This window comes from Micromonospora sp. NPDC023956 (genome assembly GCF_040639195.1).
Lineage (GTDB): Bacteria > Actinomycetota > Actinomycetes > Mycobacteriales > Micromonosporaceae > Micromonospora.
The window spans coordinates 337,477-362,764 of record NZ_JBEZZN010000001.1 but is presented as its reverse complement, the minus strand read 5'-3'; the positions used below and the strand labels follow the sequence as shown (position 1 = coordinate 362,764).

Below are 25,288 nucleotides of genomic sequence, written 5' to 3'. Positions count from 1 at the left end.
CACCGGCCCCCGGGCCCGACGGGTCCGGGCCGACCGCCCGGACCCGTCCGGCCGGACCGGTCAACCGTTCGTGGCCATGAACGCCTGGAGGGGTTGCGGCACCATGCCGAACCGCATCTTGAACGCCGGGTTGCGCCGCCCGCCCTCCAGGATCGGCACGCCGACGCGGAACCCGAGCTGGATGATCGCGGCCATCAGGACGTAGTACGGGCTGAAGGAGAGGGCCGGGTCCCGGTTGTACCCGCCGGCCCAGGCATGGATCTTGCGGGTCTCGATGAAGACGACGGCCTTGGCGATCAGGTCGCCGCCCAGCGTCACCTCGATGATCCGGGCGCCCTTCTGGGTGTACTGGAGGAAGGCCGCGATCCGCTCGGCGCTGTAGTACCCGGCCGACCCGACCCGGGCCATCAGCTCCTCGAAGATGCGCAGGCTCTCCGGATCCTCGTGCCGGGTCGGTGCCCGTTCGACGATCTTCACCCCGGCGTCGTCCGCGCGTCGGAGCTGCCGGCGGTACTCGCCGCGGTCCTTGAGCTTCAGGGTGGCGAGGTACCCGTCCCAGTCGCCCATGCCCGCGAGGTCCATCCAGTACCGGGTGTCGAGGTCGATCCCGGTGAGGCCGGCCCCGGCGAGGGCGCGGGCGGCCGGCGAGTCGGTCGGGACGTTGATGAACCCGAACCGGCGCAGTCCGGCGGCGGCGGCGACCTCGCGCAGCGCGCCGACGACCGCCTCGGCCACCGCGGGGGTCTGCACGACGCTGGCCAGCTGCGTGTCGGAGCAGTGCCAGACGTGGCTGAGCAGGGCGAGTTCGCCGTCGGCCAGGCCGAGTGCCCGAAGTGGATCGCCCTGGACGTAGCCCGGGGTCAGCGCCAGCAGGGTGCCGTCGGCGTCGTAGGTCTCCACGTAGTAGACGTCCCGCACCGGCTGGATCGGCTCCCGCTCGTAGGCCCGGAGGAACTCGTGGCCGTAGTAGAACTCGGAGGCACCGGCGGCGAGCGCCAGGTCGGTGGTCTGCGGGCTCAGCTCCTCGACGCTGCGGACGACCCGGGTGCGGTAGCCGCTAGTAGATCGCGAAGTACTCACGTTGCTCCCACTCTGAGACGGTGTCGCCGGCGACCGGACCGGTGGAGTCGAGCCAGGCGTGGTAGCGCCGCAGCTCGCTGCTCTTGAGCCGGAAGAGGCAGTCGGCAAGGGCGTCGCCGAGCACGTCCCGGTAGTGGGCGCTCTTGCGGAACGCCTCCAACGCCTCACCGAGCGTACGCGGCAGGGCGGGCGCGGCGACCGAATGGGGGTCGGTCGCGGCGGCACCCGGCACGAGTTCGGCATCGATGCCGGCCAGGCCCGCGCTGACCTGCGCGGCGATGTAGAGGTACGGGTTGGCGCAGGGTTCGCCGATGCGGTTCTCGACGTGCGTGTCGGGCAGCCCGTCGCCGCCGAGCACCCGAAGGAACGCACCCCGGTTCTCCACCGACCAGACCACCCGGTCGGGGGAGAGGGAGAACTCCTCGCCCATCCGGCGGTACCCGTTCACCGTCGGCACGCCGAGGAGTGTGCCGCCGGCGGCGTGGTGCAGCAGCCCGGCCAGGTAGCGTTCGCCGAGGTCGGACAGGAGCCGGCCGGGGGCGGCGAAGGCGTTCTCCCCGGTGGACCGCTGGATCAGGGACTGGTGCAGGTGCCAGCCGCTGGGGTCGAAGCGCGGCAACCCGGGCAGGGCCATGAACGAGGCGTGGTATCCCTGCCGCGCCACGACCTGTTTGGTGACGCTGCGGAAGAGCAGCATCGCGTCTGCGGCGGCGAGACCCTCCAACGGGCTGAAGGTGAACTCGAGCTGGCCGGGACCGGATTCGTGCTCCATGGTGCGCAGCGGCAGGCCCAGCTCGACGAGGGTCCGCGCCAGCGGCTCCAGCACCGGGGAGAGGGCGTCGGTGAACAGGTCCAGGTTGAACTGGTAGCCGCCGTTGACCGGTTCGACCCTCGGTGCCTCGCCCTGGTGCCCGAAGCCGCCGACCTGGGCGCCCGGGTCCCCGCCGGCGTGCCGGGTCAGGTACCACTCCACCTCCAGACCGATGACCGCCTCCAGGTCACGCCCGGCCAGCCGGGCGCAGAGCCGGCGTAGCGCGGCCCGGCTGGACAGCGGGTGCGGGACGCCGTCGCGGAGGTACTCGTCGCCGATCACCCAGCCGACCCGGGAGCCGGTGTACGGCAGGACGCGGAACGTCTCCGGATCCGGCACCACGATGAAGTCGCCGGCACCGGTCAGCTCGGGGATGCCCAGGCCGCCGCCGGAACTGAAGAAGTCGACGGCGACCGCGTGTCCGGTGTCGAAGACGAACGGTCCGGGGCTGTAGTCCATGCCGTTGCGCAGCACCGAGCGGAAGGCGGTCGCGGTCAGGGTCTTGGAGCGCGCGACCCCGTGCGGGTCACCGAAGACGACCCGGACGAGGTCCAGGTCGGGCAGGCGGCTCTCCACCTCGCGGGCGGCCTCCCGCTGGCGGTCGTCCCACACCTCGTGGCGGGCCACGAAGTCACGGCTGCCGGTGCAGCTGTCGACGAGGCGCCGGGGGTCGCGGGGGTCGGCAGGCGTCATCTCAGGTCCTGGCTTTCGGGTCGGGGCGGGACTCCCGTGGCGGGGAGGGCGGCTTCGAGGTCGTGGGCGGCACGCAGGACGACGCTGTCGCGGTGCCACGCGCCGACCAGTTGGAGCCCGACGGGCAGGCCGGTGGCACCGAACCCGACCGGGATCGAGACGGCCGGCTGGCCGGTCAGGTTGAAGGGGTGACAGGCGGGTGCCCAGGCGAGCCAGTCCAGCGGCGAGCCGTCGGCACCGTGGTCGGGGCGGATGGCGGCCCGGTCGAACGGCTCGACCGGCACGGTGGGCATGACCAGCAGGTCGTACCGGGACATGCAGGCGTGCAGCCGTTGCCGCAGGGCGGCGCGTTCCGCCTCGGCCCGCATCAGGTCGGCGGCGGTGAGTCGCCGGCCGTGCGCGACCACCGCGAGCCGGTCGGGGTCGGCGAGCGGATCCCGCTGTGCCGGCTGGCCGGCGGCCTCGGCGGCGGCGAGGACGGTGACGAGGGTGGGGTACGGGTCGTCGAAGGGCGCATCGATCGCTTCCACGACGTGCCCGAGCGCGGCCAGGGTGGCGACCGCCCGACCGCACCGGTCCAGGACGTCCGGTTGCGGGGTGAGCTGGCCGGGCCGGGCGATCCAGCCGATCCGCAGCACGTCCGGGGTGCTCCCGTGCGGCTCGCCGGGCAGGTCGAGCGAGTACGGGTCGGCCGGGTCGGGACCGGCCAGGACGTCGAGCAGGATGCCGGCGTCGGCCACGGACCGGGTGATCGGCCCGAGGTGGGAGAGTCGCTCCGGGCTCACCGGGGCGTAGGGGATCCGGCCGAAGGTGGGCTTGAACCCGACCACGCCGCAGAAGGAGGCGGGGATGCGGATCGAGCCGGCGCCGTCGGTGCCGGTCGCGGCGACCCCCAGCCCGGCGGCGACCGCGGCGGCGGCTCCGCCGCTGGATCCACCGGCGCTGCGCGCCACGTTCCACGGGTTGGCGGTGGGCGGGGCGAGCAGGTTCCGGGTTGCCGCGCTCCACCCGCCCTCCGACGTGTTGGTCTTGCCGATGAGCACCGCGCCGGCCCGGCGCAGCCGGGCCACCGCCGGGGCGTCCTCGTCGGGCACCCAGTCGCGCAGCGCCACCGCCCCACGGGTGGTCCGCAGCCCCCGGGTCGGGGTGAGGTCCTTGACCGAGACGGGCACGCCGAGCAGCGGTCTGCTCCGGAAGGCGGCGCCACCCTCCGTCCGGAGCGTCCGTTCGGCGGTCCGGGCCCGGTCGAGGGCGCCCTCGGCGTCGACGGTGAGGAACGCGCCCAGCCCGGGGTCGATCGCGGCCACCGCGTCGAGCGTGGCGCGGACGTACTCGGTGGGGGACAGCTCCTTCGTCGCGTACGACCGCCGCAACCCGACCAGGTCGAGCTGCCGGAGGCGGTCATCCATAGTGGGACCCGAACCAGCCGTTGTGGAAGTCGGCGACCGTCGGCTCGTAGCGGGTCATCGCCTGGTAGACCTGCTGGAGCAGGAGGGCCGAGGCGGCGGCGGAACGAAGCTCGGCGACGGTGAACGGTGGTTCGGCGACGCGCAGCAGCCGCAGGTCGTACAGGCCCGGCAGGCGTCGGCCGTCGAAGTCGACGCCGAACGGCACCCGGATCGCGTACCGCACGCCGAACTCGACGTGTCCGGCGTGGTGCTGGTCGGACCAGTCGGTGACGTCGGGCATGGTGGGGGCGAAGAACCAGTCCGAGCGTTTCGACTGTCCGGAGGACTCCACGCCGAGGGTGTGCGGCAGGTAGTGCCAGGTGTTGTACCGCATCCGGGTGCTGTACGCCGACAGGCACCGCACGAGGGCGGCCCGGTGACCGTCGAAGCGGGCGGCGAACGCCGCCCGGGGGGTGACGCAGCAGTAGAAGTCCCGGGTGCGCAGGGCCAGCGGGTCGGCGTCGTCGGCGGGCTCGGCGCGCAGCGAGGCGAACGAGCGGGGCCCCCGGCTCATCGACACGTCGGCGTCGAACGCCTCGGCGGTGACGGTCAGGAAGGCGTGCAGGAACTCCTCGAAACCGCTGGAGAAGCCGGCCGGGGCGACGCCGGTGACCAGGTCGTCGGCCAGGCGTACGGCCGACGGGACGTGGTCGGCGAGCGCGCTGTCCGGCGTCGGCCGCCAACCGGTCCGCTCGGTGAGGAACGCGAGCACCCCGGCGGGCACGTCGGTCACGGCCAGGGGCACCGTGAACAGGTGTTCCCGCTTGTGCAGGTTGATGCCGTTGATCACCCGGTAGGCGACCGCGCCGGCGGCGAGTGACCGGTCGCGGGCGGCGGCGCAGGCGGCGGCGAGCCGCTCCAGCCAGGTGCCCAGGGGCGCGTCGCCCCGCTCGGGGGCGGGGGCGCCGTACGCGGCCAGCCGCTCGCGGAGGAACTGCTCCAGCTCCACCGGGTCCAGCTGGACGCCGTTGAACTCCTCGACCCGGACCGGTGGGCCGGAGGCGAGCAGCGCGCCGAGGCAGGCGACGAAGCAGGCGTCCTCCGGCTGCCACCGGTCCACCGCAGTGGCCGCCAGTTCGGTGAGGACACACCCGGGTTGTCCGAAGCTCAGGGACTTGCCGGGCAGGTTGCTCGATCGCCCGAGGTTGCGGTACACCCGTTCGCCGACGTAGATGAGGATCGGCGCCATGTGCGCGGCGACCGTCGCGATGTGCTCCAGCCGGGCGTGGATCCGTTCGGCGGGCTCGGCGGTGAGTCCGTCGTGCAGTTCCTGCCAGCGGCCGACCGTCTCCGTGGTGATCCGCTTGCGGCGCTCGACGAGGTCGGCCGGTTCGTCGGTCCACCGCAGGGTGCCGATGAGGTGCCCGTCGGCCGGGCCGGGGTCACCGGGAGCGGTGAACCGGGTCCGGCCGGTGTGGGTGAGCACCAGCGTCCAACCGCCGTCGGCCTCGGGGCCCAGACCGGGTTCGGAGTCGGCACTGATCAATTCCTGATACGTCAGGCGGTCGGCCGGGGTGAGCGCGCGACGGTTGACGGATTCGGGAAGCCGGCCGTCCAACGTCAGACAGACCCCGAGCGCTTCACGCGCCGAAGTGGACGCGCGCGCGGACGCCGCCGTCGTCTCCAACAGATGGGGGTAACCGTCCCGTTTCAGAGATATCAACAGTGCTCCCCTGTAAAGCACGTGGGCTACTTCATGATCGAATAGAAGTAGATGTGAATAGATCCCTTAACGGTGAGCAAGCCGAAGCTACCCGACCCGGTCGGGCGCTGCAACGCGTACAATTAGGATCAATTTGTGCCTATGGTTCTATGTCCGAAAAGGAAGTGCAGGCTTGACGTCGATCGTCGCCTCGTGGCATGGTCGATTGACCCAGGGTGATCTAATCCGTACCCAGAGTGGGTGAACTATCGGGGGACAGCCACATGAACAACGCGGAACACCCTGCATTCCCCGGAGCCGCGCAACCGGCCTCCCCGGCTCAGCTCGCCACCCTCTACCGGCTGTTCGGTGCCGACGGGAAAACCGGTCCCACGATTGACCCAGTCGGTTGGACGGTGATTTTCGTCGATCCTCGAACGTCCTCCGAGGGGCAATTAGAATGGCCGGACGCTGTGGCCACCGCCATCGAGAGAATGCGCCATTTCGGAGTGGCGGTCCGGGTCGTCGCCCATTCGGTGCCGCACGAATCCCTGCCCGGTCCGGTCCGGGCCGTGACCGTCGACGGGTCGGTGGCGGCCGAACCGCTCGTCGGCACGTACCTGCTCGGCGGCCCGCTGCACGGCTGGCACCTGCCCGCCTCCGACGACCCGCGAGGGCACGTCGACGCGGTCGTGGACCTCGTCGGGCGGACCCGGCTGCGGGCCTGGAACGCGTTGCTGCGTCCCGCCCCCACGCTGGAGAAACTGCACAAGCCCGGCTCGGACTCCACCGGCGTGGTGCAGTTCGACGTCGACGGACCGCTGGTGGCGAAGATCGGACCGCAGGCCGTCATCCGCTCCGAGGCGGCGTTCACCCGGGAGGCCAACGCCCGACTCACCGCGGCCGGGCTGCCCGCGCCCTTCCCCGAACTGCGCGCGGTCGAACTCCAGGGCCACCAGGCGGTGAGCATCATGGAGGCGGCCGAGCAGGTCGACGTCGGCGCCCTCTTCACGGACACGGCCCGGACCCGCCTCGCCCCGGACGCGCTGGCCCGGTTCGAACCCCACCTGGCCTGCCTCGCCCGGTGGTACCGGCTGACCGTCGACCCCAGCCGACCGCCCACCGTCGCGGACTACCTCTACCGGGAGCGGTTCGCGGCGCTGCGTGAGCACCCCGCGTTCCGGGTCACCCTCGCGGCCCGGCTGCCCGGCGCGGACCCGGACACCCTCTTCGCCGCACCGGTCCGCCTGCCCGACGGCTCCACCGTGCCCGGATACACCGCGGCGTCCCGCTGGCTCGACGAGGTGGCCACCTCGCTGCTGCCCTCCTGGGGCAGCGTCGTGCACGGCGACATCTACATGAGCAACATGCTCCACCGCGCGGACGGCAGCCCGGTCTTCATCGACCCACGCACCCTCTGGGACGGCCGGGACCGGGTCGACCCCGGTTACGGCGACCCGGTCTTCGACCTGGCCACCCTGCTGCACGGCGTGCTGCCGATGGCCGCGGTGCTGGAGGCGGTCGTCGCCGGCCGCAGCGCGGAGCTGCTCGACGTCGCCACGGTCGACCCGACCGCCGGGGTGCTCGACCTCTCCTCGCTGACCCTGCCGATGGAGTTCTCCGACGAGGTGCGGGCCCTGGAACGGCGGATGCTCGAGATCCCGCCGGTCACCGAGCCCGAACCGGTGGTGCGGGCCCGTCTCTACGTCGGCGCGGCCAACTCCCTCGCCGGCTGGCTGAAGTACGACCGGTCCCTGCGCACCACCGAATCCTGGCTCGCCACCTACGCCTTCATCGTCTGGTACCTCGACCAGGCGAAGTCGGTCCTGGAATCCGCTGATCTGGAGACGAGATCGTGACTGTCATCGACTACGACAAGCTCGCCAACGAGTACGCCCGGCACCGCCGCACGTACCCGGGACTGATCCGGCACCTCGTCGACCATGCCGGCATCACCGCCGACTCGACCGTCCTGGAGGTCGGCTGCGGCACGGCGAACCACATCAGCGCGGTGCAGCAGGAGACGGGGGCCCGGTCGCTGGGGCTGGAGCCGTCCGCCGAGATGCTGGCGGTGGCCCGTACCCAGCCGGCCACCCTGGAACTGCGGCAGGGGCGGGCCGAGGAACTCGACGTCCCACCCGGGACCCTCGACCTGGTCTTCTCGGTCGACGTGATCCACTTCGTGACCGACCTGGAGTCCTACTTCACCCGGGCGCTCGCCGCGCTCAAGCCGGGCGGCTACTTCTGCACGGTCACCGACTCGGAGTGGAACATCCGTAACCGGCTGCCGCTGTCCCGGTTCTTCCCGGCCGCGATCGAGGCGGAACTGGCCCGCTTCCACCCGGTCGGCACGCTGACCGACGCGATGGCGTTGGCCGGATTCGTCGAGCCGCACGAGGCGACGGTGGAGAGCACGTACCAGCTCACCGACCCGAAGCGGTTCGAGGAGAAGGCGTTCTCCTGCCTGCACCTGATCAGCGAGGAGGACTTCCGGGCCGGCATCACCGCGCTGCGCGCCGCCCTCGCCGAGGGCCCGGTGCCGGGCAACCTCCGCAGCACCGTCCTGTGGGCCCGGCGGCCACGGTGATCCCACGGTACGCACGGGCGGAGATGGCCCGGCTCTGGACCGACGAGGCGAGGTACGCCCTCTGGGTCCGGGTCGAACTACTGGCCTGCGAGGCGCACGCGGCCCTCGGCCTGATCACCGCCGACGAGCTGACCGAGATCCGCGCGGGTCGGGTGCCCACCCCGCACCGGGTCGCGGAGCTGGAACGCAGCCGGGACCACGAGATCCTCGCCTTCCTCGCCGCGTACACCGAGACCATCCCCGGACCGGCCGCCCGCTGGGTACACCACGGCATGACCAGCTACGACCTCGTCGACACGGCCCTCGGGTACACCCTGGCGACCGCCTGCGACCTGGTCACCGACGCCGCCCGGCGGCTGCGCGACACGCTGTGCCGACGGGCCCTGGAGCACTGGGACACCGTCTGCGTGGCCCGGACCCACGGCGTGCACGCCGAGCCGACCACCTTCGGGCACAAGCTCGCGGTGCACGCGCTCGCGGTGGACCGGGCGGTCACCCGGCTCACGGCGGCCCGCGACCTGGTCGCGGTCGGCACCATCTCCGGTCCGGTCGGCACCTACGCCCAGCTCGACCCGTTCGTCGAACGGTACGTCTGCGACCGGCTCGGCCTCGGGGTCGAGCCGGTACCCACCCAGGTCGTAGCCCGGGACCGGCACGCCGACCTGCTCGGTGCGATCGCGCTGCTCGGTGCGGTCGTCGAGCAGCTGGCGCTGGAGCTGCGCCTGCTGCAACGTACCGAGGTGCGTGAGGTGGAGGAACCGAAGACCGCCGCGTACCAGGGCTCCAGCGCGATGCCGCACAAGCGCAACCCCACCTCCAGCGAGCGGCTGTGCGGGCTGGCCCGGGTGCTGCGGGCCAATGCCGGCGCGGCGCTGGAGAACGTCGCGCTCTGGCACGAACGCGACCTCGCCCACTCCTCGGTGGAGCGGGTCGTCCTCCCGGACAGCTTCCAGGCGGTCCACTACCAGGTGACCAGCGCCACCGAGATCGTCGCAGGGCTGCGGGTCTTCCCGGAGCGGATGCGCCGCAACCTCGACGCCACCAACGGGCTGATCTACAGCTCCGTGGTCATGCTCGACCTGATCGCCGGGGGGATGGACCGCGAGGAGGCGTACCGGACCGTCCAGGCGGCGGCCACCCGGGCGTGGGAGGGTGACCGTCCGATGGCGGAGACGCTCCGGGAGCACGCCGTCGCGGTCTCCGACGACCAGTTCCGCCCGGAACGTTTCCTGAAGTCGAGCCCGATGCTCCGCGAACGCTTGGAGAAGATCATCAATGTGGAAGTGTGAAGTCGTCAACGGCCCGTCCCTCGACGTCGCCGAGGTGACCGCCCTGTACCGGGCCTCCGGCCTGGCCGAGCGTCGACCGGTGGCGGACGGCGAGCGGTTCGCCGACATGATCCGTAACGCCAACCTCGTCGTGGTGGCCCGGATCAACGAGAAGCTGGTCGGCATCGCCCGCAGCATCACCGACGGCGCCTACGTCACGTACCTCTCCGACATCGCGGTGGACCGGGAGTACCAACGGCGCGGCATCGGCGTCGACCTGATGCGGGTGACCCAGGAGGCCGCGCCCCGGGCGAAGCTGGTCCTGCTGTCGGCACCCGCCGCCGCCGAGTACTACCCGCACGTCGGGTTCACCCGGCATCCGTCGGCCTGGGTACGGGATCCGCTGTCGTGAGCGGGCCGTCGGTTCGTCCCGTCGTCGGAATCAGCACGTACGAGGAACACGCCACCTGGCGTGGCTGGCACCGGCGGGCCTCGCTGGTGCCCACCGACTTCGTCGGCGGGCTCGCCGAGGTGGGCGCCATCCCGGTGCTGCTGCCGCCGAGCGGCGGCGACGCGGAGGCCACCCGGGTGCTCGCCGGGGTCGACGGCGTGCTGCTGGTCGGCGGCGCGGACATCGACCCGGCGCTGTACGGCGGCCAGGTCGGCCCGCACACCGGCACCCTCGCCCCGGAACGGGACCGCTGGGAGTCGGCCCTGCTGCGGGTCGCCCTCGCGGCGAACCTGCCGGTCCTCGGGGTCTGCCGGGGCATGCAACTGCTCAACGTGGTGCGGGGCGGCTCGCTGACTCCGCATCTGCCGGCCCTGGTCGGCACGGACGACCACCAGCCGGCCGGGTCGGAGTTCGCGACCAACCGGATCCGGCTGCGCGCCGACGCCCTGCCCGGCTCGGTACTCGGCGCGGAGCAACTCGTCGCCTGCTACCACCACCAGTCGATCGACGCGCTCGGCGGTGGTCTCGTCGCGAGTGGCTGGACCGAGGACGGCACGGTCGAGACGATCAGCGACCCCGACCGCCGCTTCGTGGTGGGCGTGCAGTGGCACCCGGAGATCGATCCGGAACGGCGGCTGTTCCGCGCGTTCGTCGAGGCGGCGCGGGAGCGCCATCTCGACACCCCCACCCCCGCCGGTCCGCCGCACCCCGGCACCTCCGGCTCCGCCGCCCCGCCGCATCTCGCCGATCCCAGCCCGACAACCCCGCCGCGCACCGCCGACGACCGGGCCCGATCGGAGGGGAACTCCGCGTGGACACGCTGACCACCGCGTTACGGCAGACCGGTTTCGCCGACCGGGTGGACCGTCGCCGACGCCGGGCGCGCTCGGCGTACGAGCCGTTTCCCCCGGACGCCGGTCTGCCGGCCGCCCCGGACGACGCCGGAGACCGGCTCTTCCGGCTGCTGCACGACGGGACGCCGGCCGGGGACAGCCTCGACCCGAAGCTGGCCAAGGACCTCGTCGTGGGCGACTTCGCCGACGAGACCCTCGCCCCGGCCCGGTGGGAACTGACCGCCTACCGGGGGCTGCTGGCGGCCCGCGACCGGGCGGGCCAACCGGGCGGCGGCACCGTCTACCTCGGCGAGGACTCGCTGCGGTTCGTGGCCACGATCCTGGACGCCGCCCCGCACGGGCGCGCCCTGGACGTCGGCTCCGGCTCCGGCATCACCGGCTGCGCGCTCGCCCGGACCGCCGACCACGTCCTCTCCGTCGACCTGCTGGACGAGTGCCGGACCGCCACGACCCTGTCGGCCACCCTGAACGGCCTCGCCCACCGGGTCGACGCCGTCCGCGGCCGGTTCCAGGAGGTCGACCTCGCCGGGGTCCGGTTCAACTGCCTGGCGGCGAACCTGCCGTACGTGCCGACGCCCCCGGGCTTCGCCTACTCGCCGGCCGGCAACGGCGGCCCGGACGGGCTCGACGCCATCCGGGACCTGCTCGGCCGGGGCGTCGACCTGCTCGACCCGGACGACGGCATGCTGGTGATGCGGTTCCAGTGCCTCGGGCACGAGGGCGGGCCGCTCCTCCTCGACGACCTGCGCGGCTTCGCCGCCCGCACCGGCTACGACGTCGTCGTGGTCGCCGACGGACGGGTGCCGTACGAGGTGCGGGCCGCGCTCACCGCCACGCTCGCCACCGGGCTCAACCCCGACCGGAGCCCGGCCGAGCTGCTCGACCTCTCCCTGGCCCACCTGCGCGGATACCACCGCCCGTCCTATCTGGCCTGCGGACTGGTGGCCCGCTCCGGCGGCACCGGTCAGGTCGAGTTCGTCGACCTCTCCGCCCCGCCGGTGCTGGACGTCCCGCTGACCCCCACCGGTCCGGCCGCCGGGCTGCACGCGGCCCGGGAACAGGTCGTGGCCGGATACTGGTACGGCAGCCGGGACCTGCCCGACGGCTTCTGGGAACTCGCCGACGAGACGCACGTCGAGGCACCCGTGGCCCGCGTCGCGGGCCTCATCGAGGCGCTGGCCGACGGGGTCACCGTGCGCGACGCGGCGGAGCAGGTCTTCGCCGACCTCTTCGCCGTCGACCCACTGCGGGCCCGGTCGCTGCTGGTGACCACGGAACTGCTGGCCCACCAGCTGCTCGCCGCCGGTCTGCTGACCACCTGACCACCCGCACCGGACCCGGCCCGCCGGTGCCGCCGCCCGTGGCGGCCCCGACGGGCGACCCCGTCCACCGGCCCTGGGTCGGTCATCGGTCCCGGTCACCGCGCCTCGTCGGCCACCGGCTCCGGCAGGCGGGCGCTGACCCACAGGAACATACTGCCCTGCCCGACGACGACCAGGGCGTTGGTCAGCACGAGCGCGGTCCAGAGCCCGACGAGGCCGGCGGCCGAGGCGACCGGCAGCGCCGCCAGGGCGAGGAGGCCGTAGGCGACGGAGAAGACCAGGAAGCTCGGTGCCGTGCGCCGGAGTCCGGTCAGCCCGAACCCGAGGACCGCCTGCAACCCGTCGCCCAGGATGACCAACACCACGACCGGCACCAGTGCGGTGACGAGCGTCCGGACGCCGGGATCCTCGGTGAACAGGGGTAGGACCACCGGACGCACGATCACCAGCAGGGCGCACAGGGCGCCCACGACGACGGCGGCGACCAGCAGCGCGGCCCGTACACCGCGCCGCACGCCCGCGACGTCGCCCGCCGTGGCTCGGCTGCTGACCAGCGGGACGCCGGCCTGGCCGACCGCGACCGCCGCCGCGAAGATCAGGCCGACCAGCGAGACGGCGACACCGTGGGCCGCCGCGGCGGGCGTGCTGACCCGGGCGGCGGCGAAGGCGAGGACGCCGAGCACCCCGAACTTGACCAGGACGGTGCCCGCCATCGGGATGCCGACCGCCGCCAGCTCCCGCACCCGCCGCAGATCGGGTCGGACCCGCACCGGAGCCGTCGGCGGGGCGGTCACCGAGCCCGTCACCGGAGCCGTCGGCGAGCCCGCCACCGGGGTGCCGAGCACCGACCGCAGGCCGGACAGGTTCAGGACCGCGGCGGCCAGGCTGGCGACGAGCACCGCGCCGCCGGCACCGGCCAGACCGAACGCGGGCACCGGACCGAATCCGTTGACCAGCACCGACGACAGGACGGCGGCGCACGTCGCGGAGACCAGACCGGCCCGCACCACCGTCCTGGTACGCCCGAGCCCGACCAGACTGGACGAGGCCATCGCCCCGACCGAGCCCAGCAGCACGGATCCGGCCAGCAGGATCGGGAGCAGGCCGAGTGCGGCGACCGTCTCGGCCGGCACACCACCGACCCGGGCCAGCAGCGGTACCCCGGACACGGCGACGGCGCCCGGCACACCGACGGCGACCGCCAGCCACGTGCCGTCCCGGACCACCCGCCGTACGCCGTCGCGGTCGTCGGCGGCCGACGACACGAAGGGCAGCACACCGCGTACCGCGCCGGTCACCGCCGCCATCGTGGGCGCGTGTACCGCGCTGGCCAGGGCGAACGCGGCGAGCGCGGCCGTGTCGAAGCGGCCCAGCGTCGCGGTGACCACCATCGAGCCGACGGACGTGGCGATCATCGACAGGTACAGCGGAGCCGCCACCGCGACGATCCGCCACCCGTCGCCGTGTCCCGCCGTCCGTCGCCCGTTCAGAAAGCTCCTCCGTCGTCGGCCCTGATTGTCGTAGGTCCGCGCGTGGGACGCGAGTGTCGTGCCCGCGACCCGGCCCCGCCCTCCACCCGTCGACGGCGTCGTGGGCAGGGCTGCCCTGGACAGCTCCGGGCGGGCAGACCACGATTCAGGAGAACGGGACCGAGCACAATGGACGGGATACGACATGACCACGACGGTGGACGACAGCTGTTACGTGGGGCCGGACGAGGAGCCGGACCGCTACCGGTTGATCCGGCAGGTGGGCAGTGGCGGGGAGGCGACGCTCTGGCGGGCCGCGACCGTCGTCGCGGGTGGCTGGGAACCGGTCGCGGTCAAGGTGCTGCGTGACGGCCTCCAGCACGCGAGCACGGTGTGGCGGGCACGGTGGGCGGAGCAGGTCTCCGTGCTCCGGCTCATCCAACATCCCGGTGTGGTCGGCGTCCACGAGGGCTTCGAGGGCGCCCCGCTGCACCGGGCCGGTCAGGCCGTCGGCGACGGCGAGCGCAGCCTCTACCTGGTGATGAACTGGGTCGAGGGGCGAAACCTGGCCGAATGGGCGGCGTTGCACCGGGAACCCGCCGACTACTTCGTCGCGCTCCAGCATCTCGCCCAGATCGCGGACGTGCTCGTCTGGCTGCACAGCGGGCGGGCCACCTCCAAGCGGCCGATCATCCACGCCGACCTGACGCCGTCCAACGTGATCATCAACGACGACGGTCAGGCGGTCCTGGTCGACTTCGGCCTGTCCCGGGTCGCCCGGCAGGACGGACAGCCTGCTGAAGGCACCCGCGGCTACTGGGCTCCGGAGGTCGTCGCGGAGGGCAGCTACTCGCCCGCCTCCGACCGGTACTCGTTCGGAGCGCTCACTGCCTTCGTCCTCACCGGGGAACACCCCGCGCAGGAACCGGAGACCGTCCGGGCCCGGTTCGCCGACCTTCCGCTGGTCCGTAACACCCCGGGCCTGCTCGACCACCTGATGCAGATGTTCGATCCGGTCCCCGACCGGCGGCCGGCGCCCGACGAGTGGCTCCGGGCGCTGCGGGCACAGACCAGCACCACCGTCGGACGTCTGCAGCAGGGCATGGCGCCGCCGATGCCAGCCTCGCCGGCAACCGCGCGACCGACCGGCGGCGTCCGTCCGGTGCTGCGTCGCGTCCTCCGCTGGCCCGTCGCCGCCGGAGTGCTCGCCCTGGCCGGTGTCGTCGGGCTCCTGGCGGTCCTGCTGCCAAGCGACGAATCCGAGCGCCCGGACCGAACGGCCGGCGGCACCGCGCCGACGAGTGTGCCGACGGTCCGGCTCACCGAGATACCGGAGGTGCGCGGGATGACCGACCGGGACGCCACCGAACTGTTGCAGGCCGGTGGGCTCGTCGTGCGTACGGAGATCGTCCTCGACGACTCGAAACCGGACGGGACGGTGGTGGACACCGTGCCACCCGTCGGCCAGAAGGCGCCCGCCCTGGTACGGCTGGTCGTCGCCCGCAAACCCGTCGTGCACCAACTGTCCGGCCTGGAGGCGGCCGACGGCTCGACCGAACTCACTCCCGGCACCTTCCGCCTTGCCGGTCGGGACTACCCCGACAGCCTGGCGGCCGACTGCGGGTTCAGTGACTCCACCAGTGTCACCGAGTATTCCCTCGACGGCGGCTACCGCCGGTTCACCGCCACGGTCGGGATCACGGCCGACCCCGGCACGTCCGCACACGGCACGTTCCGCGCCAAGGTGGACGGCAAGCTGGTCGGCTCCTGGGTGGTGACCCGGGACCAGGTCGGCTCGGTGGACCTTGACCTGACCGGCGCCCGGACGCTGGTCCTCGAGTCGGTGGACAAGAGAGGCGTCCTCTACTGCGACGTGGGCCTGTTCGTGTGGGCTGACGCACGGCTGGTCCGCGAGCCGTGACGGGACAGGACCCACGGTCGGGCCTGCGATCGCAACACGGCGTGCTCATCCCGGTCGACACCGCCGGGGTGGTCCTCGGCCGAGGAGCGGACGGCCTGGACGACCCGATGGTCTCCGCGCGGCACCTGCGGGCCCAGGCCACTCCCGAGGGTCTGCTCGTCACCGACCTCGGCAGCACCAACGGCACCTGGCTGGCCGGCACCCGGATCACCACCGCCACCCTGCGCGACGGTGACGTCCTGCGGATCGGCCACACCCTGCTGCGCGCCGTCGTCGACGCCGCCGCACCACCCCCGCCACCCGCCACCGGCCCTGCGGCGCCGTCTCCCACCGCCCCGCCTCCCACCACCGCCCCGCCTCCCACCGCGCCGCCCGCCACCGCCCCGCCTCCGTCGGCCGTCGCCGGTCCCGCCACGAGCCTCGGCATCGTCGCCGAGTGGGAGGAGTTGCAGCGCCGGACACCCGGCAGGCGGGGCGCTGCCGCCGTACGGTGGCTGGCTGGCCGCACCGGACTGCCCTTCCACCGGGTGGACGCGATCCGGTTGGCCCGGAACCGGATCGCTCACGGCGGTGGTGCGCTCGCCGCCGCCGAGTCCGCCGCCGTCGTCGCGACCATCCGGCAGGTGTTCACCAGGCTGGACGAGGGGACGGCCGATGGCCGCTGACTCCGCCCGGGTCACCGTGGCCGGTACGGAACACACGGTCGCCGCCGGCGGCCGGCTCACCTTCGGCCGGGACCGCTCCTGCACGGTCGTCCTCGACAGCACGGACCGGGGTATCAGCCGGATCACCGGCTCGGTGGAGCAACACGGCGGCCTGTGGTGCGTGGTGAACCGCAGCCGGAAGCGGACCCTGCACGTGGTCCAGGACACCGGGGTGGCGACTCCGCTGCCGGTGAGCCACCCGGGTTGGCCGCCGAGCCGACACCTGGTCGACCAGCGTGGCGTCACCGTGCTCGTCACCGGCGAGCGGTGGACACATGCTCTCCAGGTGTGGGCCATGGCACCCGTGTCGAACCAGGACGTTCCCGCCGCCGACCTGGTCAGCACCGCCGCTCACGTCCCGCTGCTGGGTGGGACCCGCCGGGCCGCGCTCGTCGCCCTCGCGGCCGGCTACCTACGCCGCTACCCCCACTACGATCCCCGACCGCTGACCTACCAGGAGGCCGCCGACCTGCTGGGACTCCGCCGGGACCAGATCCGCAAGCGCATCGAGCACCTGCGCGACGAACTGGCGGCAGCCGGGGTGCAGGGACTCGACGGGCCGGACGCCCGCCGAGGGCTGTGCGAGTGGTTCCTCAGCATGCGGCTGATCGGACCGCAGGACCTCGACTGGCTCGACCGGCACCGTGGCGGAGGGAGGTCGCCGTAGCCCGGACCGGCGTCGGACGGTCTGTCGGTCGTCCCGTACGCGGCGATCATCGCCGTCCGGCGGCACTACGCCGAGGTCTGGTGGTCGGCCTGCCGGTGGCCGCTCTGGGGGGCGGCGTACCTGAGCCGCGCCGGTGTCCACACCCCCCGGTCGCCGAACTGCGGTGCCCTGCCCGAGGGCGACCAGCGCGCTGATCACCCGTGGTAGCCTCAGCTCCAGCGTCGCGTGCCGGTGGCAGACCGTGTCAGGCATGGAGGCGCCGGACCGAAGGGAATACGACGACGATGATCGTTGTCCCTTCGCCCTCTACCTATGCGTGAGGGCGAGAAGAGCAGGCTGGTGGCCTGGCACCGAGAGCTGCACAACGTTCACGACCGGCTCCGCGACGCACTGACCGTGACCCGGGAAGCCCTGGCGGCTGGTGAGTCGGCGGAACCGGCGACCAGAGACCTGCTGCTGTTCTGTCACGGGTTCTGCGCCGCCCTGACGGCCCACCACGAGGGTGAGGACCGTGACCTGTTTCCCGCCATCGCCGAGCAGTACCCGGAACTGCGCGAGGCGTTGCGCTATCTGCGGCAGGACCACTCGATGATGGCCCACCTGCTGACCGGTCTACAGGCTGCCGTGACCCGGGCCGCGCCGCCCGCAGAGCTGGACCGTCATCTGGAGGGCTTGGCGGCGATCATGGAATCGCACTTCCGCTACGAGGAACGCCAACTCCTGACTGTGCTGAAGACCCTGGAACTGGACGCGGACCCCGGCACCGTGCTGGGACCTCTCTAGGGGGCATGCTCGTGCGGTGCGAGTTCCTCCGACGAACTCGCCTTCTACGACGCGGTCGCCGACAACGAGGCCGCCGTGGCGGTGATGGGGGAGGGCAAGCTCGCCGACATCGCCCGCGACCTGGGCGATTCGTCGGGTGCTGATGCAGGCCGAAACCTTCGCCGAGGACTGTTCGACCGAGGCACTACGCAGACGCTTTCCTCACCACCGTTGAGAGGCATCCCTCATGCCAACCGGATGCACGTCACCGTTGGCTACATCCGCCTGCGCGTGTGGTGGCACGTGGCTGAGTTGTTGGGCGGGTTCGGTGGCGAGGGCGTTGGTTGTCAGTCTTCGTCAGTGGGCCGAGGCTGACGGTACCTGGCGATCCATTCCTCGATGTCCTTGGCCAACCACACCTTCATGCCCCGTAGCTCCTGGTACGGCTTCGGGAAGGTGGGATACCGGGCAAGCTGTTGGAACCGCTGCCGCGAGACGCCGAGGCGCTGCGCGATTTCGTAAGGCCCCATCAAGCGGCCTGGCCCAGGGTCCACGCCTCCGAACGTAGGCAGGCGTTTTCTAGTCTTTTGGCTATAGCCAGTTGACTAGACTATTGGGTGAGTGCCACCCTGGACGGGTGACGCGATACATCCCGTACCGGGAGCTTTCGCTGTCGTCGATAAGACCTTCCGGCCAGGCATAACGCTCATCGCCGGGCCTTGTCCCTGTGCAGGCAGAAGGTGGGAGTGCTCGTGACGTCCGAGATCGCGTCCATCGTGTTCGGCGGGCTGGTGCCGGGGTTCCTGCTCGGGCTGCTCGCGTTCCGGGTCAAGTCCCGGTGGTGTCCGTACTGCGGGCGGTCGACCGAGGCCATGCACCGCAGCGAGCAGCGGTGACCACGCCGGGCCGGCAGGACCGCCGGGAGCTGCCGATCGGCCGGCGGGTGGCGCAGCTACGGGCACGCCGGGGGATGAGTCAACAGGTCCTCGCCGACCGGGTCGGCAGGTCCAAGAGCTGGGTCGACAAGGTCGAGCGCGGGGTGCGTACTCTCGACCGCCTCTCCGTGATCGAGACGGTGGCCGCCGCTCTCGGCGTGGCACCCGGCGTGCTGGTCGGCCGTGCGGCCCGACGGACGCCGACCACCGACGCCACCACCGCCGTGGAACGGATCCGCGTGGCGTTGGCCTGCTACGACCCCACCGACCGCGATCAGCCACCCCCGGCGGCCGATCTCGACCGCCAGATCGGGTACGCCTGGACCGCCTACCGGCACGCCCACCATTCCCAGGTGCTCCGGATGGTGCCCGACCTGCTCACCGCGACCCGTGACGTCGATCGTCCCGACGCCGGCCTGCTGGTGCGGGTGTACCAACTCACGGCCCAGATGCTGGTGAAACTCGGCGAGCCCCACCTCGCCTGGCTGGCCGCCGACCGGGCCATGACCGCCGCCGCCGGCCAACCACGTCGTACCGCTCTCGCTGCCGTCCCCTTGGCGCAGGCGCTCCGGGCGCTCGGCCGGGGTGGCCTGGCGATGGCCGTTGCGACCACCGCCGTACGGGCGATCGAGGCGGTGCCGGCGCGCGTGTCCGTACCGGATGATCTGGCCCTGGCCGCGACCCTGCTCACCGAGGCCGCTCTCGCCGCCGCCTCCTGTGGGGACGGCACCGCCACCGACGACCTGACCGAGCGCGCCGCCGGCTGTGCGGCGCGGCACCCCGACGACGGCAGCGGGTGCGGGTCGATCGTGGTCGACCTGGCCCGCGCACTGGCCGCCGTCCGCCTCGGCGACAACCACCTCGCTGTCGCCCTGCACCAGCGCGCCGCCAGCGGCGACGCCTGGCAGCGGCTTCCGGCCGAACACCGGGCCGCCCACCTGATCGACATGACCCGGGCTCACCTCGACCTCGGCGATCATCGGGCCGCCGGCCGGGCGCTCGTCACCGCCGACCGTATCGCCCCAGCCGAGGTCCGACTCCGGCCCGTCGCCCACGCGGCGCTGGCGGCTGTCCTCCGGGCCGGCCCGACCTCCGTCGACCTGACCCGCCTTGCCAGCACCGTCGGCCTGACCCGACCCTGACCTGGGCGAGGAAGGCATCGCGCCAGCTGGGCCATCGATACAGTTCCTCCAATGGACGCAGCATCGACGCGAGCGGCTCTTCACCTGCGGGACCGCCTTGCGCACGTCTATTGGATCGGCGGTGGCAGCGGCGCCGGCAAGTCCACGATCGCGGCCCGCGTCGCGCACCAGTACAGCCTGGGCCGGTACGCGACTGACGACGTCATGGGTGAGCATGCCCGGCGGAGCACCCCCGAGAACACGCCCTATCTGCGGCAGTTCATGGCGATGGACATGGATGATCGGTGGGTGAACCGGTCCCCGGACACCATGCTGGACACGTTCCACTGGTACCGCGGGGAGGCGTTCGGCCTCATCGTCGAGGACCTGCTGGCCCTGCCGGCCGATCGCGGCGTCATCGCGGAGGGCTTTCGGCTTCTACCGGAGCTTGTCGCGCCGCTGTTGGCCGAGCCTCGACGTGCCGTCTGGCTGCTCCCGACTCCGGAATTCCGCCGAGCGGCGTTCGACAGCCGCGAGGGTCTGTGGCAGATCGCCGGCCGGACCAGCGACCCCGAACGCGCCCTGCGTAACCTGCTGGAACGGGACCGGATGTTCACCGAGCGACTCGATGCGACGGTGACCAGCATGCGACTGCCGGTCATCCGCGTGGCCCCGGGGACAACCGAGGACGACCTCGCGGCCCAGGTCGCCGAGTCGCTCGGCCTCTGACTGCTGCCGTGTCGATGGCCGACCGTGCGGCCGGCTGGGCCGGGGGCATCGGCCTGGTGCGGTCAGGGGGTCAGCGGCGGGCCAGCCAGACGGTCCGCTCGGTGCGTACGCTGAGGTCGTCGCGGGCAATCAGGCCCGCGACGATCCTCTCCAGGGCGGCGGAGTCCGACGGGGAGAGCCGCCCCTCAAGGCCGTGGCGCATCCGCCCCAGGGCGACCTGGGCATAGCGGGCTGCCGACGCCGGCAGCGGCGGGCGTAGGTCGATGTCGAAGTGCCGCTCGGTCACCGACGTGAAGCCGGCCTGGCTCATCCGGTCGCCCCAGTTCTCGTGCATGTGCATGCCCGCCTCGTGCCGCCGCTTCGCCGCTTCGGCGTGACCGCGCAGCTCCACGTCCTCGTCCACGGTGCCGGTGAGGAAACGCGGGAACGACTCCAGTTCGGCGATCACCAGCAGGCCACCCGGCCGCAGCGCGGCGAACGCCGACGCGAGCGCGTCCGCGGGGTCGGCCATGTGGTGCATCGAGGAGGCGGCCCAGATCAGGTCGGTCGGGCCGAGGTCGGGCCAGGGCTGGTCGAGGTCGGCCTCGACGGTACGGATCCGGTCGCCCAGCCCGGCGGCATCGGCCCGGCCGCGCAGGTGCGCCAGCATCTCCGGGGCGATGTCGACGGCGGTGACCGTGGCGCCGGGCAGCTCCCGGGCGAGGGCGAGGGAGGCGGTGCCGCTGCCGGCCCCCAGGTCCACGATGCGGGGACGGTCGGCGGCCTCGCGGCCGACCCAGCCGATCAGGTCGCGGACGTACTCGTGCAGAACCTCGGCGTCCAGGTCGAGCATCTCGATCAGGTGGTCGTGTGCCATGCGACGACAGTAGGCGCATCTTGCCTTAGCAGCATACTATCTTGCCTATGAAGCAAGACGAGGAGCTGGAGACCCTGGTTCGGCACCGGATCCGCAACCTGCGGGTGGCGCGCGGCTGGTCGCTGGACGAGTTGGCCAGCCGTTGCCTGATCAGCCCCTCCACGCTCAGCCGGATCGAGACCGGCCACCGGCGCATCGCCCTGGACCAGATGGTCACGATCGCCCGGGTGCTGGGCACCACGCTCGACCGGCTGGTCGAGTCCGACTCCGACGACGACGTGGTGATCCGTCCGCACTGCAACGAGGAACGCGGCATCACCACCTGGCTGCTCTCCCGGGACAGCAACCAGACCGTCGCCAAGCTGCGGGTCACCCGTGAGGCGCCGGAGGACCTACGGGTGCACCCCGGGCGCGACTGGTTCACCGTGCTCTCCGGCACGATCGAGCTGCGCCTCGGCGAGCGCACGATCCTCGTCGGCACCAACGAGGCGGCCGAGTTCTCCACCCTGGTCCCGCACGCGTTCGGCGCCCATGGCGGCCCGGCGGAGATCCTCTGCATCCTCGACCACGAGGGTGGACGCAGTCACCTGGGCCCGGAGCACTGACCGGGCGGGGTCACCCCACGGCGCGACGGCTGCCCTTGCCGCACCACGGATCGGGCGACGACCCGGGCTCCTCCGGTCTGACGGACGTGCTCGCCGGTGTTCTCAGGCGGTGGGCGCGGCAGGATCGCCGAGCGCCACGTCGTCGACCCGGATGTTGATCTCGTCGACCCGCAGCCCGTACGCCTCGACGGCTTCGGTCACCTTGGCGCGCACCGCCTCGGTGACCTGCGGCACCGTAGAGCCGACCTCGATCACGATCACCAGGTTGACCACCGCCGCGCCGTTGGTGACGTGGGCCGAGCAGCCGCGTCGGGCGTCGCCGACCTGATCCAGGCCGACCTTGTCGAGCACCGCGTTGAAGAAGCGGGCGACGTCACCGCCCAGCTCGGCCACCCCGGGCACCGAGCGGGTGGCGGCCACCGCGATCTTCTCCACCACCTCGTCGGAAACGTGCGTGCTGCCCCCGACCACTACGTCCGGCGTCCCCGACAGCTCCTGCGTCGCCTCGTCACCCATGGTCCGTCCCCTGACCGTCGTCATCGCGTATCGAGCAGACGGACTGTACTCGTTCGGCTCACAGGCGGAAGAATTCCAGGTAGGCCTCGATCTGGTGGGCGAGCATCGGCAGGCCGGGCTGGACCGTCAGGTCACGGGCGCTCGCCGCCCGGAGCAACGCCGTCTCCACCGGGGTCATGATGATGTCGGCGACCACGGCGTGCGCCGGCAGATCGCCCACCGGGAACGGCAGCGGGTCGCCGGGGCGCAGCCCCAGGGGAGTGGCGTTGACCGCGAGGTCGACGTCGGCCAGGAGCGGGTGGGGCGAGGCGCTGACCCGGCCGGGGTACACCGGCGACAACCGCCCGTGCAGCGCGTCGAGCCGGCCGGGGTCGGTGTCCACCAGGCGCAGCGCGGCCACCCCGGCGTCGAGCAGCGCGACCGCGATGGCGCTGCCCGCACCGCCCGCGCCCACCAGGCACACCCGGCCACCCCGGGGGTCGTGCCCAGCACCGACCAGGCCACGGACGAACCCGTCCCCGTCGAAGGTGTCGGCCGTCCAGGTGCCGTCCGGCTCGCGGCGCAGGGCGTTCGCGCTGCCGGTCAGGCGGGCGCGGTCGGTGACCCGGTCGGCGAGCGCCAGGACGGCCGCCTTGTGCGGCACGGTGACGAGCATCCCGTCCAGGTTCGCCATCTGGCGTAGGCCGCGTACCACCGGGCCGAGGTCGGCCGCCGTGACGTGCACCGGGACCAGCACGGCGTCCGTACCGCGTCGGGCGAGTACCGGGTTGAGCAGGCCGGGCGCGCGAACCTGGGCGATCGGGTCGCCGAGCAGGGCGTACACCCGGGTCGTACCGCTGATGGCCGGCACGGCCGTGACGGGGGTGTCGACGTCGAGCATCGGAGGTGGTCCTTCCGGGTGCGGTTACCGGGAGCCGGTGCGGTCGGTCGCCAGGTCGCGGGCCAGCCAGAGCGCGCCGTGCAGCGAGGAGAGCCCGCCGAGGACGGCGGCCCGCACCGTCGGAGCCGGTCGCCCGGGACGCCCCGCCTGCCGGGCCAGGTCCGCGACGCGCGGGACGAAGCCGGGCAGACCGTCGGCGAAGCCGCCACCCACCACGGCCACCGGCACCGCCAGCAGTTCGCCGAGGCTCACCACCGCCGAGGCCAGGGCGGCACAGCTCTCGTCCACCGCCGTGACCGCCCACGGCAGACGGTTCCGCCACCCGGCCCGCAACTGGTCGAAGCTGACCGCGCCGCCGTGCTCCCGCGCCGCCCGCCGCAGGGTGGCCGGGCCGGAGGCAACCGACTGGAGACAGCCGATACGGCCGCAGTCGCACGTGGCGCCGTCGAGGTCGACGACCATGTGGCCGACCTCGGCGGAGGCGCGGGCCGGGACGGGCCGGCCGCCCAGCACGATCCCGCCACCGATCCCGGTGCCCACGCCCAGGTACACCAGGTCGTCGTGGCCGGCGTCGCGCGCCTCGGCCAGCGCGGCCAGGTCGCCGTCGTCGGCGTACCCGATCGGCACGTCGGGGAAGATCCGCCGCAGCGCGCCGGTGAGGTCGAGGCCGGTCCAGCTCGGTCGGCCCGGCCAGGTCAGGACCCGGCCGTCGGGGTCGGTGGTGGCCGGCATCGCCACCCCGACCGCGCCGACCGGCCCCCACGTGGTGCGCAGCGCGGCCACCGCCGCGTCGAGCGCCGCCAGATCGCCGGCCGGGTCACCGGCGGCGTGACCAGCGTCGGCCGGACCGCCGCCGGTCGGCCAGGAGAAGGTCCGCTCGTACGTGGGCCGTCCGGCGGCCTCGGCGCGCAGCGCGACCTTCGTGCCACCGACGTCGACGCCCAGGACGCCGACGTCCGGCCCGTGCGTCATGCCGCTGGTCAGTTGTCGAGGACGTGCAGGACGGCGATCGCGGCCGCCGCCACGGCGAACGCCACCGGCACCACCGCCATCGGCACCGGGTCCTTGGCCCGGATGTGGTAGACGGCCGCGCCGATCAGCAGCACGGTCAGGCCGACGGCCGCCGCGACGCCCACCGGCCACCAGAGGAGGCCGAGCAGCAGCCCGGCGATCCCGGCGACCTCCAGGATGCCGATCGTCCGGGTGAGGCCGGCCGAGACGCCGAGGCGGGCCATCCGGTTCCGCATCTCCGTCTGGCCGAGAAGCTTCGGCAGCGCCACGGAGATGAGGACGGAGGCGAGGATGACGGTCAGGGTGATGATGGGGATACGCACGGGGCTGTCCTCGGGTCGGGGGAAACGGACGGACGACCGTGCTGGTGCCGGCCGTGGAAGGGAAGGATCAGGCGACGGTGGCGACGAGGGCGCGGGCGGCCAGCCGGTAGCCCAGCGCGCCGAGTCCGACGATCACCCCGCTGGCGAGCGGAGCGAGCACCGAGTCGTGCCGGAAACTCTCCCGCGCCCACACGTTGGACAGGTGGACCTCCATCCAGGGGCGGGGGTAGTTGGCCAGCGCGTCCCGCAGGCTCCAGCCGGCGATCATCAGCGCGCCGGGGTTGACGATCGCGCCGACCGTGTCGTAGTTGTCCTGGATGGCGCGGATCAGCGCGCCCTCGCAGTCGTGCTGCTCGGCGGTCACCTGCCAGCCGCGCGGCGCCACCTCCTCGGCGACCGCCCGCTCGATGTCGGCCAGCGTGTCGGTGCCGTAGATCTCCGGCTCCCGTCGACCGAGGATGCCCAGGTTCGGGCCGTTGAGCAGGAGCACGTTGGACACGGTTCACCTCGCGCGGAGCGGTCTGCGTCCCGACGGGTTCGACGACGGGTCCCCGCAGTATCGCGTCGCCGGCCGGCACCGGCCGTGACCGTGCCGCGACCTAAGGGTCGGGTAGGGGCGGTTAGGGGCCGTTA

The 25,288-nt window shown here is 72.8% G+C and carries 26 protein-coding genes and 1 pseudogene; 15 read left to right on the top strand and 12 right to left on the bottom strand.

Annotated features, from left to right (window positions below):
* Positions 1-60 precede the first annotated feature (60 nt).
* From AB0F58_RS00780 to AB0F58_RS00765, 4 genes are read right to left on the bottom strand one after another with little or no spacing between them, the layout of a single operon-like run.
* Positions 61-1,080 carry a GNAT family N-acetyltransferase gene (locus AB0F58_RS00780; RefSeq protein WP_357135954.1) on the bottom strand — a complete coding sequence of 340 codons (1,020 nt, stop codon included), beginning with the start codon at positions 1,078-1,080 and terminating at the stop codon, positions 61-63.
* Complete coding sequence (locus tag AB0F58_RS00775; protein ID WP_357135952.1) at positions 1,058-2,584, bottom strand: glutamine synthetase family protein; 1,527 nt, start codon at positions 2,582-2,584, stop codon at positions 1,058-1,060. The genes AB0F58_RS00780 and AB0F58_RS00775 overlap by 23 nt, the downstream gene beginning before the upstream one ends.
* Entirely contained in the window at positions 2,581-3,993 is a 1,413-nt protein-coding gene (locus tag AB0F58_RS00770; RefSeq protein WP_357135949.1) for an amidase family protein, read from the bottom strand. Before AB0F58_RS00770 ends, AB0F58_RS00775 begins: the two co-directional genes overlap by 4 nt.
* Positions 3,986-5,518, bottom strand: a complete 1,533-nt coding sequence (locus AB0F58_RS00765) for a hypothetical protein (RefSeq protein WP_357135947.1) — start codon at positions 5,516-5,518, stop codon at positions 3,986-3,988. Before AB0F58_RS00765 ends, AB0F58_RS00770 begins: the two co-directional genes overlap by 8 nt.
* 650 nt (positions 5,519-6,168) lie before the next feature.
* Between AB0F58_RS00765 and AB0F58_RS00760 the strand changes: the two genes are divergently transcribed.
* Genes AB0F58_RS00760 through AB0F58_RS00735 form a run of 6 tightly spaced genes read left to right on the top strand, consistent with a single transcriptional unit; the run spans position 6,169 to position 12,156 of the window.
* Positions 6,169-7,533, top strand: a complete 1,365-nt coding sequence (locus AB0F58_RS00760) for a hypothetical protein (RefSeq protein WP_357135944.1) — start codon at positions 6,169-6,171, stop codon at positions 7,531-7,533.
* Positions 7,530-8,261: a class I SAM-dependent methyltransferase gene (locus tag AB0F58_RS00755; protein ID WP_357135941.1), complete on the top strand. Its 732-nt coding sequence runs from the start codon at positions 7,530-7,532 to the stop codon at positions 8,259-8,261. Before AB0F58_RS00760 ends, AB0F58_RS00755 begins: the two co-directional genes overlap by 4 nt.
* Positions 8,258-9,550: an adenylosuccinate lyase gene (purB, locus tag AB0F58_RS00750; protein ID WP_357135938.1), complete on the top strand. Its 1,293-nt coding sequence runs from the start codon at positions 8,258-8,260 to the stop codon at positions 9,548-9,550. The genes AB0F58_RS00755 and purB overlap by 4 nt, the downstream gene beginning before the upstream one ends.
* Complete coding sequence (locus AB0F58_RS00745; protein ID WP_357135935.1) at positions 9,537-9,941, top strand: GNAT family N-acetyltransferase; 405 nt, start codon at positions 9,537-9,539, stop codon at positions 9,939-9,941. The genes purB and AB0F58_RS00745 overlap by 14 nt, the downstream gene beginning before the upstream one ends.
* Positions 9,938-10,804 (top strand): gamma-glutamyl-gamma-aminobutyrate hydrolase family protein, encoded by an 867-nt coding sequence (locus AB0F58_RS00740; protein WP_357135932.1) that lies wholly within the window; start codon positions 9,938-9,940, stop codon positions 10,802-10,804. Before AB0F58_RS00745 ends, AB0F58_RS00740 begins: the two co-directional genes overlap by 4 nt.
* Positions 10,792-12,156: a hypothetical protein gene (locus AB0F58_RS00735; protein ID WP_357135930.1), complete on the top strand. Its 1,365-nt coding sequence runs from the start codon at positions 10,792-10,794 to the stop codon at positions 12,154-12,156. The genes AB0F58_RS00740 and AB0F58_RS00735 overlap by 13 nt, the downstream gene beginning before the upstream one ends.
* Before the next feature lie 95 nt (positions 12,157-12,251).
* Here AB0F58_RS00735 and AB0F58_RS00730 read toward each other — a convergent pair whose 3' ends face one another.
* Positions 12,252-13,595: an MATE family efflux transporter gene (locus AB0F58_RS00730; RefSeq protein ID WP_357135927.1), complete on the bottom strand. Its 1,344-nt coding sequence runs from the start codon at positions 13,593-13,595 to the stop codon at positions 12,252-12,254.
* Positions 13,596-13,830: 235 nt separating this feature from the next.
* Between AB0F58_RS00730 and AB0F58_RS00725 the strand changes: the two genes are divergently transcribed.
* The 5 genes and pseudogenes from AB0F58_RS00725 to AB0F58_RS00705 all read left to right on the top strand — a co-directional run.
* The gene (locus AB0F58_RS00725; RefSeq protein WP_357135924.1) at positions 13,831-15,546 is read left to right on the top strand and encodes a protein kinase; all 1,716 of its coding nucleotides are present in this window, start codon (positions 13,831-13,833) and stop codon (positions 15,544-15,546) included.
* A gap of 41 nt (positions 15,547-15,587) precedes the next feature.
* A complete protein-coding gene (locus AB0F58_RS00720; RefSeq protein WP_357135922.1) occupies positions 15,588-16,211 on the top strand; it encodes an FHA domain-containing protein in 624 nt (207 codons plus the stop codon).
* Positions 16,201-16,917: a hypothetical protein gene (locus AB0F58_RS00715; RefSeq protein ID WP_357135920.1), complete on the top strand. Its 717-nt coding sequence runs from the start codon at positions 16,201-16,203 to the stop codon at positions 16,915-16,917. The genes AB0F58_RS00720 and AB0F58_RS00715 overlap by 11 nt, the downstream gene beginning before the upstream one ends.
* A gap of 312 nt (positions 16,918-17,229) precedes the next feature.
* Complete coding sequence (locus AB0F58_RS00710; RefSeq protein WP_357135918.1) at positions 17,230-17,700, top strand: hemerythrin domain-containing protein; 471 nt, start codon at positions 17,230-17,232, stop codon at positions 17,698-17,700.
* Positions 17,701-17,736: 36 nt separating this feature from the next.
* Positions 17,737-18,054: pseudogene (locus AB0F58_RS00705) on the top strand (type I restriction enzyme endonuclease domain-containing protein); the annotation flags it as partial.
* On the opposite strand, the gene AB0F58_RS00700 reads toward AB0F58_RS00705, so the two are convergent.
* A complete protein-coding gene (locus AB0F58_RS00700; protein ID WP_357135915.1) occupies positions 18,027-18,209 on the bottom strand; it encodes a hypothetical protein in 183 nt (60 codons plus the stop codon). The pseudogene AB0F58_RS00705 and the gene AB0F58_RS00700 overlap by 28 nt on opposite strands.
* A gap of 222 nt (positions 18,210-18,431) precedes the next feature.
* On the opposite strand from AB0F58_RS00700, the gene AB0F58_RS00695 reads away from it, so the two are divergent.
* Genes AB0F58_RS00695 through AB0F58_RS00685 form a run of 3 tightly spaced genes read left to right on the top strand, consistent with a single transcriptional unit; the run spans position 18,432 to position 20,464 of the window.
* Positions 18,432-18,575, top strand: coding sequence for a hypothetical protein (locus tag AB0F58_RS00695; protein ID WP_357135914.1), 144 nt, complete (start codon positions 18,432-18,434; stop codon positions 18,573-18,575).
* A complete protein-coding gene (locus AB0F58_RS00690) occupies positions 18,572-19,756 on the top strand; it encodes a helix-turn-helix domain-containing protein (RefSeq protein ID WP_357135911.1) in 1,185 nt (394 codons plus the stop codon). The genes AB0F58_RS00695 and AB0F58_RS00690 overlap by 4 nt, the downstream gene beginning before the upstream one ends.
* A gap of 51 nt (positions 19,757-19,807) precedes the next feature.
* Entirely contained in the window at positions 19,808-20,464 is a 657-nt protein-coding gene (locus AB0F58_RS00685) for a hypothetical protein (protein WP_357135908.1), read from the top strand.
* Positions 20,465-20,534: 70 nt separating this feature from the next.
* Here the strand turns inward: AB0F58_RS00685 and AB0F58_RS00680 are convergent, their stop codons facing one another.
* Entirely contained in the window at positions 20,535-21,320 is a 786-nt protein-coding gene (locus AB0F58_RS00680; protein WP_357135905.1) for a class I SAM-dependent methyltransferase, read from the bottom strand.
* A gap of 47 nt (positions 21,321-21,367) precedes the next feature.
* On the opposite strand from AB0F58_RS00680, the gene AB0F58_RS00675 reads away from it, so the two are divergent.
* Entirely contained in the window at positions 21,368-21,925 is a 558-nt protein-coding gene (locus AB0F58_RS00675) for a helix-turn-helix transcriptional regulator (RefSeq protein ID WP_357135903.1), read from the top strand.
* Positions 21,926-22,027: 102 nt separating this feature from the next.
* Here the strand turns inward: AB0F58_RS00675 and AB0F58_RS00670 are convergent, their stop codons facing one another.
* The 5 genes from AB0F58_RS00670 to AB0F58_RS00650 form a co-directional block, all read right to left on the bottom strand.
* Positions 22,028-22,441, bottom strand: a complete 414-nt coding sequence (locus tag AB0F58_RS00670; RefSeq protein ID WP_357136783.1) for an Asp23/Gls24 family envelope stress response protein — start codon at positions 22,439-22,441, stop codon at positions 22,028-22,030.
* Between the two features lie 58 nt (positions 22,442-22,499).
* Positions 22,500-23,321: a shikimate dehydrogenase gene (locus AB0F58_RS00665; protein ID WP_357135900.1), complete on the bottom strand. Its 822-nt coding sequence runs from the start codon at positions 23,319-23,321 to the stop codon at positions 22,500-22,502.
* Between the two features lie 24 nt (positions 23,322-23,345).
* On the bottom strand, positions 23,346-24,293 hold the full coding sequence (locus AB0F58_RS00660) for an ROK family protein (protein ID WP_357135897.1): 948 nt from the start codon (positions 24,291-24,293) through the stop codon (positions 23,346-23,348).
* 8 nt (positions 24,294-24,301) lie between these two features.
* Positions 24,302-24,655, bottom strand: a complete 354-nt coding sequence (locus AB0F58_RS00655; RefSeq protein WP_357135895.1) for a DoxX family protein — start codon at positions 24,653-24,655, stop codon at positions 24,302-24,304.
* A gap of 67 nt (positions 24,656-24,722) precedes the next feature.
* Positions 24,723-25,154, bottom strand: coding sequence for a type II 3-dehydroquinate dehydratase (locus AB0F58_RS00650; protein ID WP_357135892.1), 432 nt, complete (start codon positions 25,152-25,154; stop codon positions 24,723-24,725).
* Between the last annotated feature and the right edge of the window lie 134 nt (positions 25,155-25,288).